Below are 12515 nucleotides of genomic sequence, written 5' to 3'. Positions count from 1 at the left end.
CTGAGGGCTCGGGGAAGAATGGCGAAGAGAGCAACCATCGGCGACGTCGCCGCGACCGCCGGTGTGTCGACGGCCACGGTGTCACGAGTGCTCAACGGGGGCACCGTCGCCGCGGCCACCGCCGCCCGGGTATGGGACGCCGTCGCACGTCTCGAGTACACGCCGAACGCGCTCACCAAGAGCATCTTCGCCGGACACTCCAGCACGATCGGAGTGGTCATCGACGACCTCAGCAGCCCCTTCTACCTTGACCTGATACGCGGCATCGACGAGGTGGCGGCCGCCAACGACAGTCTCGTCATGTTCGCCAGCACCTTCCGCCAGGCGGACCGCGAGGTCGCCCAGGTGCGGGCGATGGACGAGCAGCGCGTACGCGGGCTGATCGTGACGACGGGCGAGGCGACCGACGGCCGCACCCGCCGGATGGCCGAAGGCGGCACACCGTGCGTGATCATCGCTCGCACCGTGGAGGACCCACCGTCTGGCATGCACTCGATCAGCCTCGACAACCTCCAGGCCGGTCGGCTGGCAGCCGCACACCTGGTCGAATGCGGGCGGTCCTCCGTCGGTGTCCTCATCTCCCAGAACCGATCCTCCCAAAGCCGGCCCTCCCAGACCGAGCGCACGGCCGGGCTACGGCACGGGCTCGCCGAACGCGGCCTGCCGTTGCCCGAGGGCGCGGTGGCCACCGCGACGACGGAGAGCGACGTCGGCGACGCCATCGACTCACTCCTTGCCCACGTCCGCGACAGCGGCAAGCCGCTGGATGCGATCGTCTGTATGACCGGACGCCTGACGGTCGCGGCCCACTCGGCACTGGCCGCTCGCGGCATCACCATCCCCGACGACATCGCGTTCCTCACCATGGACGAGTTCGCCTGGGCCGCCACGCTCGGGATCACCGTCATCGCCCAGCCGTCGTATCTCATGGGCCGGCGGGCCGCCGAACTCGTCGTCGAACGCCCCACCACACCGGTCCAGCTCGTCTTCGAAGCGACGCTGCTCGCCCGCACCTCGTGCGGCGAGCAGCACACCGGCCTGCGGTGACCTCCGGCCGCGCTCGCGCACCGATGAGTAGAACGGACCTCTCCTTTACGGTGAAAGGTAAATGGGCGAATATGGATGGATGATAAAGGTAAAAGCGGCTGGGCTCACTCTGGGGACCGGGCTGGCGCTGCTCTTTCCGGGATCAGCTTGCGATCAACAGGTGTCGAGTTGTGCGCCGCCTTTGCTTGAGGTGGACGCTGGGGCCGTCTCAGGAAAGGTCGGCGGATGCGCCGGTCGTTATTCTTCTTTGGGTGCGGCAAAAATCAAGGTCGGCGCAGTGATCAAGGTCAGCATTTACCATACCCTCAAGACGAGCGAGGCGACCTTGCCGTACAGCACCGATCCCAGTGTCGTCGGCTCTCCCTCACGCTCGCCGGACGGGCGGAGTGTGCGATTCCGCGCCGTCGCGCCGGGCACAGCCGGCCTCGTGGTGCCTACCATGCTGTGCCCGGCGCAGGATTCCGCCGGAACGGCCACACCATCAGCGTCGGCGGACCCCTCGGAGCCCGTTGCGCTCTGTCAGATCCTGCGGGTCGACGTCGAACCGATCTCCCGCAATCAGTCAAACGAGTAATCGGCGGGATTGGCGGTTGGATCTGCCTCGTACCTGTCCGATCAAAGTGCGTGCGCCGCGAGCATGCGCCCCTTGTCCATGTATGGTCTTTCAGCGTGCGCACGCGAAATGCGATCGTCGTCGGTTCGGGTCCCAATGGCCTTTCCGCCGCGGTGACGCTGGCGCAGGCGGGGCTGCGCGTGACGGTGTTCGAGGCGGCCGACTCGCCAGGCGGCGGTGCACGGTCTGGAGAGGTCACGCTTCCTGGCCTCGTGCACGACCTCTGCTCTGCCGTTCATCCGTTCGCGGCCGCGTCGCCCTTCCTGTCATCGCTGCCCCTTGAGGAGTTCGGGCTCAAGTGGCGCTTCGCGAAACTGGACGCGGCACATCCGCTCGATGACGGCTCGGCCGCGCTGCTGTACCGCTCGATTGCGGCAACGGCAGCGGCGCTTGGGCCCGACGGCCCGCGTTGGCGGTCGTTGTTCGAACCGTTGGCCGTCCGCGCCGACGACCTCGTCGGCGACGTCCTCGGTCCGATCCTGCGAATGCCGTCACATCCGCTGATGATGCTCCGGTTCGGCCTGAGGGCCGCGTGGCCGGCGACGACGCTCGGTCGCTACTTCCGTCACGAGCCGGCGCGCGCGCTCTTCGCCGGTTGTGCGGCGCACATCTTCCGCCCGCTCAACCGAGTCGCCACCTCGTCGGTCGGGACCATGATGATCACGGCGGGCCACCGCTACGGCTGGCCGGTCGCCGAAGGCGGATCGTCGGCCATTACCAACGCGCTGGCCGGCCTGCTCGAGTCACTCGGCGGCGTGGTGGTCACCGGAACGCGCGTAAGCCGGCTGAGCGATCTGCCCAGCCACGACATCGCGATCTTCGACGTCGGTCCGGCGGCGTTCGCCGACATCGCGGGTGGCAAACTGGCGCCGCGACGGTCTCGTGCGTACCGGCGGTTCCGCTACGGAGCGGCGGCCTTCAAGCTCGACCTGGCCGTTCGTGGCGGCATCCCGTGGAGTGCCGAACACGTAGGTCAGGCCGGGACTGTCCACTTGGGCGGTTCGGCGGCCGAGATCGCCGCGGCCGAGCGGCTCGTGGGCCGTGGCATCATGCCCGAGCGGCCGTTCGTCCTGGTGGCCCAGCAGCACGTCGCCGATCCGGGTCGCGCGGTCGGCGACATCTGTCCCGTCTACGCCTACGCCCACGTGCCACACGGCCATCGCGAGGACGCGACCGCGGCGATCGTGGGGCAGATCGAACGATTCGCGCCCGGTTTCACCGGCCGGATCCTGCGGGTGCACGCCAGTTCACCTGGCGACTTCGAGCGCGGCAACCCGAACTACGTAGGCGGTGACATCGTCGGCGGCTCGAACACGTTGCGGGGCCTCGTCGGCCGCCCGGTCATCGCACGCGACAACTACGCCACGTCGATCCCGGGCGTCTACTTGTGTTCTTCGTCGACACCACCCGGAGCAGGAACGCACGGCATGTGCGGTCATCTTGCGGCGAGGTCGGCGCTCGCGCACCTCCGCTGATCGAGCCTGGGCGCCTACGAGTGGAGCGTCGGCGTGGAGACGACTAGACATTTTTCTGATATGTCTGGCCGCAACTCGACATGTCGGAGATTCGCATGGGGTTCCTCAAGCAAGATGCGCCTGTCCTCGACTACGAGGAATGGAGCAAGGGCACCCGTGCGGAGAAGATCCGGCCCATGGCCCGGCACTGGGCCGAGGTCGGATTCGGCACGCCGATGGTGCTCCACCTGTTCTACCTGGTGAAGATCCTGGCGTACGTCCTCGTGGCCTGGCTGATCGTGATCGGCACCGATGGCATCGACGGCTTGACCCGCGTAAAGGACTGGTACGCCGAGCCGATCGTCCTCCAGAAGGTCGTGCTCTTCACCATGCTGTTCGAGGTGGTCGGTCTCGGCTGCGGGTTCGGACCGCTGAACAACCGATTCGTCCCCCCGATGGGCTCGATCCTCTACTGGCTCCGTCCGGGGACGATCCGCCTGCCACCGTGGCCCGGCCGCGTCCCGCTGACCAAGGGCGACACCCGTACGCGGCTGGACGCGCTGCTGTACGGCGCCCTCGTGGCGGCCCTGGTCGTCGCGCTCTTCTCGGGCGGCACCGGGCCGATGCCCGAGCTGGGTTCGTCCATCGGCGTACTGCCCATGTGGCAGATCTGGACGATTCTGGGCCTGCTCGCGGTGCTGGGCCTGCGCGACAAGGTGATCTTCCTGGCCGCCCGCGGGGAGGTCTACGGGGCCTTCACCGTGGCGTTCCTGTTCGCCGGCCGGTCGGGGCTCGACATGATCCTCGCGGCCAAGCTCGTATGCGCGGGGATCTGGCTCGGCGCCGCGACGTCCAAGCTCAACAAGCATTTCCCGTTCGTCATCTCGACGATGATGAGCAACAACCCGGTTCTGCGCCCGCGCTGGATCAAGCGCAGGTTCTTCGAGAGCTTCCCGGACGACCTCCGGCCCGGCCGGCCGTCGCGGTTCCTCGCGCACTTCTCCACCGCCGTCGAAGGGCTCGTGCCTCTGGTGCTGTTCTTCAGTCACGGCGGCTGGCCTACGGCGGTGGCGGCGACCCTCATGCTGTGCTTCCACTTCGGAATCCTGTCGTCCATCCCGATGGGCGTGCCGCTGGAGTGGAACATCTTCATGATGTTCAGCGTCCTGGCTCTGTTCGTCGGACACGACAAGGTCGGCCTGGGCGACATGACCACGCCGTTGCCGCTGCTGCTGTTCGCGGTGATCGCGGGCACCGTGGTCCTGGGCAACCTGTTCCCGCGCAAGATCTCGTTCCTGCCCGGCATGCGCTACTACGCCGGCAACTGGGACACCACACTGTGGTGCGTCAAGCCGTCCGCGGCGGCGAAGATCGAGAACGGCATCGTCTCGATCGCCAGCATGCCGCAGGCCCAGATGGAGAGGTTCTACGGCAGCCCGGAGACCGCGGAGATGTACCTCTACATGGGCTACGCGTTCCGCTCGTTCAACAGCCACGGCCGCGCGATGTTCTCACTTGCCCACCGCGCCATGGCCGGGCACGACGAGGACGAGTACGTGCTGATCGACGGCGAACGCATCTGCAGCACCGCGATCGGATGGAACTTCGGCGACGGCCACCTGCACAACGAACAGCTGATCGCGGCCCTTCAGCGACGGTGCGACTTCGAGCCGGGAGAGGTGCGCGTCGTGCTCATCGACGCCCAGCCGATTCACCGCCGGCACCAGGAGTACCGGCTCGTCGACGCCGCGACCGGCGAGTTCGAGCGCGGACACGTGCGCGTGGCGGACATGGTGACCCGTCAGCCCTGGGACGACACCACACCGGTGCATCTCAACGAGCGAGCGCGCCGCCGAGGCGACGGGCGAGCAGGCCGAGCAGGATGGTCATGACGACACCGATCACCGTCAGGCCGACGGTGTCGGGCGTGCTGTGGGTGTTCGCGACGACGCCGAACACGGTGTGGGCGATGAGCGCACCGGAGACGACGGCCAGCCGGTGCGTGTCCGTCCAGCCCGCGGCGGCCGTCCAGCGCCACACCGCGACACCTGCTCCCACCGCCAGCGCGGCCGCGGCGAGCATCGGGAAAATAACCCGGTCGCCGTGCGTGAACGCCGGATGCCGCGCCCCCGCGAACGGGTACAGCAGGCCGAGGAACCCGAACGCGGCGACCGCGCTCATCACCCCGGCGACGGCGGGCCGCGGCAGTGCGACGGCAGGCCGTACGCGGACGGGGCCGCGCCGCGGCAGGACCCGCAGGGCGACCACGCTCAGCACGACCACCAGCACGACGATCGTGATCAGCGCGGTACCCGGCATCACGTAACCGGGGTCCTCGGACGGCGGTTACCGACACGCGCAGGAGCGCGACGCCGAGCACCGCGACGATCGCCGTGCTGATGAGGCCACCCCGGCGCAGGTACGGCGCGGGGCCGACAGCGGGGAACAGCGATTCGACCAGCGCGATCGGGATGACGACGCTGAAGACCACGTGGTAGGGCAGATTGAGTTCGGTGTAGGCCGTGTTGACCCCGAGCAACCGCGGCGCCCAGCCGGCCGCCCCGTACAGGTGGGGGCTGGTCAGGCTCTGCAGCGCCAGCCCCTCCTCGATGAGGCCGTACACCAGGCCCATCAGCAGGAGGCTCGCCCGGCCGCCGCCGGTCCGACGGACCAGTTCGCGGATCAGCAGCACGCCGGCGCCGTAGATCGGCACGTACAGCAGGACCAGCCAGGCCATCTTCAGCTTGACCGTGCCGAGCGTGAGTTCGGCGGCGGCCGGGGCGATGAGCATGAGGGCGAACGCGGCCCGGCGCGCGCCGGGCCGGCGTGGCCGTGCCGGGCCGCGCGCGAACCCGGTACGCATCGGTCTGCGGTTCACGGCGACGGCCAGCGCCACCAGGAGCAGAAACTGCGCGCCCTGCACCACGCGCAGCGGATGCCGTGGCGGAACAGCAGGGTGAGCCCCGCGAAGATGAGGCTGAGCGCGAGGTTGGCGAACAGCAGGATCAGCACGAGCCGTACCGCCCCCCGCGCGGGCCGCCCGGTCGCCGGACTCGCCGGACTCGCCGGACTCGCCGATGACGTCATGCGTCCGACGGTAGGGAGCGGGCCCGTCCCGCCGCCTCCGTCCGCCGTCTGGTCCTGCGGGTGCGACTTCAGGTGGAGGGGCGGGGGCGTACCAGTCCGAGGTCGTAGGCGGCCACCACCGCGTGCACGCGGTCCGGGACGTTCAGCTTGCGCAGGATCGACGACACGTGCGTCTTCACGGTCGCCTCGGTCACCACCAGCCGCCGGGCGATCTCCGCGTTCGACGCCGCCCGCGCCACCAGGGTGAGGACCTCGAACTCGCGGTCGGTGAGCTCGGCCAGCTCGGCGGGGCGTACCGGGTCGTCGTCGAGGGTCGGCACGAAGCGGTCCAGCAGCCGGCGGGTCACGGTCGGGGCGAGCAGCGCCTCGCCGCCCGCGACCACGCGGATCGCCTCGGCCAGCTCGTTCGGGCGCACGTCCTTGAGCAGGAACCCGCTGGCGCCCGCGCGCAGCGCCGCGTACATCGGCTCGTCCAGGTCGAACGTGGTCAAGATGATGACCTTCGGCGGGTGCTCGGCCGCGGTCAGCCGCCGCGTCGCCTCGATCCCGTTGGTGCCCGGCATCCGCACGTCCATCAGCACCACATCCGGCCGCAGTCGCACGGCGAGCCGTACGGCCTCCTCGCCGTCGCCGGCCTCCCCCACCACCTCCAGGTCGTCGCGAGTGTCAATGATCATGCAGAACCCGGCGCGTACCAGGTCCTGGTCGTCGGCGACCAGCACGCGGATCGTCATACGGGCTCCTCCAGCGGAAGGCGGGCGCGGACCCTGAACCCGCCGGCCGGGGCAGGTCCCGCCTCGACCGACCCGCCGAGCAGGGCCGCGCGCTCACGCATGCCGGTGATGCCGTGCCCGCCACCGAGGTCGGCGAACCTGCCGCCGCCTCTCCCGTCGTCGTGGATCTCCACCGTCAGCTCTCCGTCCGCGACCCCGATGTTCACCCGTGCGGTACCGGCGCGGGCGTGCCGTACGACGTTGGTGAGGGATTCCTGCACGATCCGGTACGCCGACAGCTCGACACCCGGCGAAAGGGTCGCCGCGTCCAGTCCCTCTTGCCGGATCACCACTTCCAGACCGGCGGCGGCCAAGGGCTCCGCCAGCGCGGGCAGGTCCGACAGGCCGGGCTGTGGTTCGCCCGCCGCCTCCGCCTCGAACGGCCCCGGGCCCTCCAGGGTACGGACGGTGCGCAGGAAACGGCGCAGCTCGGCGAGGGCCTGCCGGCCCACACCCTCCAGGTCCCGGATCGCCTGCCGCGCGCGGTCGGGACTGGCGTCGAACACGTCGTCCGCCGCTGCGGCCTGGACCACCATCACCGACACCGTATGGGCCAGGACGTCGTGCAGCTCGCGGGCGATGCGGGCCCGCTCCTCGAATATCGCGCGCGCCGCCTCGGCCTGGCGGCGGCCCGAACGCGCCCGGCCCAGCGCGCCCCAGGTCCATGCCAGCAGCGCCGCGACCAGCCAGAGCAGCGCGCCGCCCCAGCGATCGGTGACCAGGGCGATGACACCGGACAACGCGACGACGACCGCCAGCACCCCCATCGAGGCGCGCGCCGGGCGCAGCCATGCGAACGTGGACACCACCACCAGCGCGACACCCGGGCCGATCGCGGGATACAACAGCTGGATCCCGGCCCCCGCGCACAGCACCACCGCGGTCACGACCGCGGGGCGGGAGCCCATCCACCACGTCCCGCCCGCCTGTACGACGGCCAGCGCCGCGAGCGCCGTACGCCCGGCCCCCGGGGACAGGCCACGCGGCGTGAGGAAGAACAGCGGGCACAACACCGCCACCGCGCACACCACCAGAAGGGCCCGCCGCCGGGGCGGCAGCCACGCCTCTAACTGGTCCGGCACGGCCACCGACCGTAGCAGGCAGCGACCCGGGAGTACTCGTGAATGACGCTGCCGAGACGGCCGGTTACCTCGGTCCGGCTCAGTCTGTACGGCGCGCCGCTGCGGCGACTCGCCCCCGGGCGGCTTCGAGGGCGACCGCGTGCGGTGTGGTGACGGAGAGGTCGGCCTGGCGGAGGATCCCGGCCAGCCGCGGGCCGATCGCCCGCGCGGCCGTCCGCGCCTCCGTCCTCGTGCCACCGGCGATGTCCATGAGCACGCCGTGGATGACGCCGCCGGCGTTCACGATGAAGTCCGGTGCCCAGATGATGCCCCGGGCGGCGAGTTCGTCCGCGACGGCGTCATCGGTCAGCTGGTTGTTGGCGGGGCCGACGACGGCCGCGCACCGTAGCCGGGTGACGAGATCGTGGCTCAGTAGGCCGCCGAGCGCCGCCGGCACCAGGAGGTCGGTCTCGGTGGTGGCCGCGGTGGCCGGATCGACCCACCGCGCGCCCACCTCGGTGGCCAGGTCCTTGCGATCCAGGTCGATGTCGGTGACCGTCAGCTCGGCGCCCGCCTCAGCCAGGCACCGGGCCAGCCGTGAGCCCACCTGGCCGAGGCCGATGACGGTGACGCGGCGGCCGGCCAGGGACGGTGTTCCGGCGATGTGCTGCCAGACCGCCTCGATCGCGGCCAACGCCCCGAGGGCGGTCAGTTCCGAGGGTTCGCCACTGCCGCCGAGGCGCTCGGGCAGGCAGTGCACGTGGGCTGTCCGCTCCCGGGCGACCGCCATGTCGGCGGCGGTGGTTCCGGCATCCTCGGCGGCGCGGTAGCGGCCTCCGAAAGCCTCGACGGCGTCGCCGAAGTCCAGAAAGATCCGCCGCCGCTCCTCACCCGTGATGGTGCCGCCCGGGGGCAGGACGATGACGCTCTTGCCTCCGCCGAAGTCGAGGCCGGCCGCCGCGCACTTGAGCGTCATGGCCTCGGACAGGGCCAGCGCGTCGGCCAGACCATCGAACAGATGAGGGTAAGAGTGCATCCTGCAGCCACCGACCGCGTCACCGAGCGCGGTCGAGTGCACCGCGATGATGATCGGCAGGCCACTGCGGCGTCCGGTGCGAATCGTGGCCTGTTCGTGCCGCATCGTCTTCAGGCCCCTCAGTTCTGGGGGGCAGGTTGGCCGAGCATGGCGCAGACGGCACCGTCGACGACCTTCTGGTCAGCCGCCTGGACCTCGGAGAACTTCGTACCGAACTGGGAGATGGTGACCACGGTGACCGTCCGGCGCCCTGCCGCGTCGGTGTAGTTCTGGCTTCCGAACCCCGGTATGCCACCGGTGTGTCCCCACACAGGCCCACATGGGCTGGTGTACTGCATGAGGCCCAAGCCGTACCGCATGGTGCCCTGGCTGTCCGGGTCTTCCACCGTGGTTCGCATCTCCGCGAGCTCGCGGGCCGGCACCAGTCTTCCGGAGAGCAGGGCCTTGAGGAAGATCGCCCAGTCGTGCGGAGTGGACACCATCGCGCCGGCCGTCCATGCCCAGCTTGGGCTGATCCCGGTCACGTCGACGTGCTCATGGCCGACCGGGCCGGCGAAGGCGGTGCCGGCCGGCGCACCGAACTCTTCCAGCAGCGGCGCGAGGTGCGCGGCGTCGGGTTCGTACCCGTGTGCGAGCAGGTCGCCGTCACGGGACCTGCCGCTTGTCGCGAGGTAAGTGTGGTGCAGGCGGAGAGGGCGCGTGATCCGGTCACGCAGCAGGTCGGCGACGCTGTCGCCGGTGACGCGCTCCAGGATCAGGCCGAGCGCGACGTAGTTGGTGTTGCTGTAGGAGTACTGGGTGCCCGGAGCGAAGTTGACCGGGTATTTGGCCGCGACCGCGAGCAGCTGCCGGGGTGTCCACACATGGTGGTCCTGGCCGGTGAGTGAGCGCAGTACGTCCGGGTCGAACCTCCCCTTGTGCAGCTCGATGGAGTAGTCGGGCAGGCCGCTGGTGTGGCCGAGGAGCATCCGTACCGTGATGGCCCGGTCGTTGGCGACGAGGCCCGGCAGCCACTTGTGCACCGGGTCGTCGAGGCCGAGCCGCCGCTCGGCCACCAGCTGCAGCGCCACGGTGGCCACCATGGTCTTCGTGTTGGATCCCATCCGGAACTCGTCGTCCGCGGACAGGCTGTGGGCCGCCCGCGTCCAGACGGCCTGTCGGGCGACGGTCACCGGCCGGTTGTTCCCGTCCTGAATACGGACGATCACCCCAGGCGCACCGGCCCGCACATCGTCCTCCGCCAGGGTCGTCAGCCGGGCCTTCAGCGTGTCGGCCGCGGTGCTCGTCGAGGCGTTCACCGTGCCGGCTTCCGCGCTGACACAACCGGTCGCGGCCAGCAGACCGGCCAGAGCGAGGGCCGTCACACGGCGCGAACACAAGGGCAATCTCATGGTGGTCTCCATATCTGAGCGGATATGAAAAACGCTATAAGGGCCGGCACGCATAGAACAGCTGCACTCCTTGCGTTCGGTGATACTTTTTTAACGTGGATGCGGTCGATCGTCAGATCATTAACCATCTCGTTCGGAACGCGCGGACCAGCCTGACCGACATCGCACGTGCGGTCTCGTTGTCGGTGCCGGCGGTCAAGCGACGTGTCGATCGCCTGGAACGCGATGGCGTCATCCGTGGCTACACCGCGCTCATCGACGAACCCGGCGCGCACAAGCTGCATGCCCTGATCGAGCTGTTCTGCGCCGGGCACGCGCAACGGGAGGACATCGTCCGGCTCGTCGAGGAACGGCTGGAGGTGCTGGTCGCGTTCACGGCCTCGGGCGACTGCGATGTCGTCATGCTGGTACAGACCGACGACACGGACCATCTGGAATCGCTCCTGCTCGACCTGCGTCGCCATCCACTGATCACGCAGACCCGGTCGAGCGTCATGCTGAACACTCTGATGGGCCGCATTGCCCTGTGAGGCATCCGGCCGCGATAAGGGGCCTATCCGGAGAACAGAGGCAGCAGGTCAGGGCCGAATTGGGACACTGAAGTTCAAACGGACAGGTAATGCCTTCCTGGATCGATCTTCCTGGTAAGATCCAAAACCCGCGCTTTTCATCCGGTTAGGTGGTCGACTGGAAATGAACGATGAGCAGCTTGTAGCCCACTCTGAGGACCTGGTACTCGCCGGCCGTGAAGTGCGAGAAGCGGCCATCCACTTGGCGAGTCAGGTAAATCAACATCTGCTCGCCTGCGGCGCGGCAGGTGATCACTGTCAGGGTTTCGAGACCAGAGACGCCATCTACGAATTGACCGATGCATGGGCGGGCCACGTCCGTACGCAGCATGTCGAGCACGCCCATAGGATCGGACAGCACTATCACGTGTCGGGTGCCAACTATGCGGGCGCCGAAGACGCGTCGCAACGTGCCGTCTCGGCCGTACACCCCGTCTAGCGAGAGTTACGCCTCATGGTCACCTTCAGTCAGTTGCTGAACGCCCAGCCGGGCAAGCTCAAGGACAGCGCCGACGCATGGGACAAATGGTCAGCGGCCGTGAACGACCATGCGAATCGGCTGGTCGCCGCCCATGACAAGGTGTCGACGAAGTGGGACGGCGCCGCGTCGGAACAGGCTCGCACCCTCGTCGCCGACGCGCACCTGCAGGCATCCGCGTCATCAAAGTCGCTGAGCCAGGTGAAAACCGTGCTGAACTCGGCGTTCACGACGTTCAGCCAGGCGCACAATGACCTGATCACGGCGAGCGACCAGGCCGTCAACGTCGGCTTCTCCGTGACCGGGGAAGGCCAGATAACGGACCCGGACAATGTGATAGGCCGGGCGCCGGGCGACCAGCGGGCGCAGCTGTCGCAGACGAAGACGAACATCCAGAACAGCATCGACAAGGCCGTGCGGACCGCCACTGCGGCCGACGGCCAGGTGGCAGCCGCCCTCCGCAGTGTGATGCCGGGCGGTGGCCCCCGCTCCGCCAACGGGGGCGGGGACACCGAGCTGGCGGACTTTTCGCCGGGTGGCGGCTCGCCGGGTGGCGGCGGATCGGGCGGTGGCCTGCCGATGCCGCCGGATGCGCTGAACAACGCTCCTAATCCACGGGCCAGGGCGGTCCTCGCCTATGCCTTCGCCCAGAGGGGTGACCCCTATGTCTTCGGCGCCGCCGGGCCGAACACTTTCGATTGTTCAGGACTGACGCTGAAGGCCTACGAGGCGATCGGCGTGCACCTGCCGCACTCCGCGGCACTGCAGTGGGCGCAGGGCCCACGGATCCCCGACGGTCAGGAGCAGCCGGGCGACCTCGTCTTCTTCACCGAAGGGACAAGCACCGTGCAGCACGTGGGTATCGTCCAGGATCCCGTGAAGGGCACGATGATCGTCGCCCCGCACACCGGCTCGTACGTTCAGATCCAGAGCTACAAGAACTTCCCGGGTGGGTACCTCGGTTTCACGCGTCCGGGGATGCCTTGACCGGTTTCTCGGCAAGGAC

Annotated in this window: 12 protein-coding genes; 5 read left to right on the top strand and 7 right to left on the bottom strand. The window is 69.0% G+C overall.

The window, feature by feature from the left end; all coding sequences use genetic code 11:
* Positions 1-18: 18 nt before the first annotated feature.
* From FB559_RS32605 to FB559_RS32595, 3 genes are all read left to right on the top strand, one after another.
* Positions 19-1047, top strand: coding sequence for a LacI family DNA-binding transcriptional regulator (locus FB559_RS32605; protein WP_141960786.1), 1029 nt, complete (start codon positions 19-21; stop codon positions 1045-1047).
* A 444-nt stretch (positions 1048-1491) separates the two neighbouring features.
* Positions 1492-3135, top strand: coding sequence for a phytoene desaturase family protein (locus FB559_RS32600; protein ID WP_246122268.1), 1644 nt, complete (start codon positions 1492-1494; stop codon positions 3133-3135).
* A gap of 95 nt (positions 3136-3230) precedes the next feature.
* The gene (locus FB559_RS32595) at positions 3231-5006 is read left to right on the top strand and encodes a DUF3556 domain-containing protein (protein ID WP_141960784.1); all 1776 of its coding nucleotides are present in this window, start codon (positions 3231-3233) and stop codon (positions 5004-5006) included.
* On the opposite strand, the gene FB559_RS32590 is transcribed toward FB559_RS32595, so the two are convergent.
* The 6 genes from FB559_RS32590 to FB559_RS32565 all read right to left on the bottom strand — a co-directional run bounded on the left by FB559_RS32590 (position 4948) and on the right by FB559_RS32565 (position 10462).
* Positions 4948-5433 carry a hypothetical protein gene (locus tag FB559_RS32590; RefSeq protein WP_141960783.1) on the bottom strand — a complete coding sequence of 162 codons (486 nt, stop codon included), beginning with the start codon at positions 5431-5433 and terminating at the stop codon, positions 4948-4950. The genes FB559_RS32595 and FB559_RS32590 overlap by 59 nt on opposite strands.
* Before the next feature lie 555 nt (positions 5434-5988).
* Positions 5989-6201, bottom strand: a complete 213-nt coding sequence (locus tag FB559_RS32585) for a hypothetical protein (protein WP_141960782.1) — start codon at positions 6199-6201, stop codon at positions 5989-5991.
* A 68-nt stretch (positions 6202-6269) separates the two neighbouring features.
* Positions 6270-6935, bottom strand: coding sequence for a response regulator (locus tag FB559_RS32580; protein ID WP_141960781.1), 666 nt, complete (start codon positions 6933-6935; stop codon positions 6270-6272).
* Positions 6932-8056: a sensor histidine kinase gene (locus FB559_RS32575; RefSeq protein WP_141960780.1), complete on the bottom strand. Its 1125-nt coding sequence runs from the start codon at positions 8054-8056 to the stop codon at positions 6932-6934. Before FB559_RS32575 ends, FB559_RS32580 begins: the two co-directional genes overlap by 4 nt.
* Positions 8057-8135: 79 nt before the next feature.
* The gene (locus FB559_RS32570) at positions 8136-9176 is read right to left on the bottom strand and encodes a Glu/Leu/Phe/Val dehydrogenase dimerization domain-containing protein (RefSeq protein ID WP_141960779.1); all 1041 of its coding nucleotides are present in this window, start codon (positions 9174-9176) and stop codon (positions 8136-8138) included.
* Between the two features lie 14 nt (positions 9177-9190).
* Positions 9191-10462: a serine hydrolase domain-containing protein gene (locus tag FB559_RS32565; RefSeq protein WP_141960778.1), complete on the bottom strand. Its 1272-nt coding sequence runs from the start codon at positions 10460-10462 to the stop codon at positions 9191-9193.
* 95 nt (positions 10463-10557) lie between these two features.
* On the opposite strand from FB559_RS32565, the gene FB559_RS32560 reads away from it, so the two are divergent.
* Complete coding sequence (locus FB559_RS32560) at positions 10558-10992, top strand: Lrp/AsnC family transcriptional regulator (RefSeq protein ID WP_141960777.1); 435 nt, start codon at positions 10558-10560, stop codon at positions 10990-10992.
* A 145-nt stretch (positions 10993-11137) separates the two neighbouring features.
* Here the strand turns inward: FB559_RS32560 and FB559_RS32555 are convergent, their stop codons facing one another.
* Positions 11138-11371, bottom strand: coding sequence for a hypothetical protein (locus FB559_RS32555; RefSeq protein ID WP_141960776.1), 234 nt, complete (start codon positions 11369-11371; stop codon positions 11138-11140).
* A 114-nt stretch (positions 11372-11485) separates the two neighbouring features.
* Here FB559_RS32555 and FB559_RS32550 point away from each other — a divergent pair, with 114 nt between their 5' ends.
* On the top strand, positions 11486-12496 hold the full coding sequence (locus tag FB559_RS32550) for a bifunctional WXG100 family type VII secretion target/C40 family peptidase (RefSeq protein WP_141960775.1): 1011 nt from the start codon (positions 11486-11488) through the stop codon (positions 12494-12496).
* The last annotated feature ends 19 nt before the right edge of the window (positions 12497-12515 follow it).

The organism is Actinoallomurus bryophytorum (genome assembly GCF_006716425.1).
Taxonomy (GTDB): Bacteria; Actinomycetota; Actinomycetes; order Streptosporangiales; family Streptosporangiaceae; genus Actinoallomurus; species Actinoallomurus bryophytorum.
This window is presented reverse-complemented; position numbering and strand designations above follow the sequence as displayed.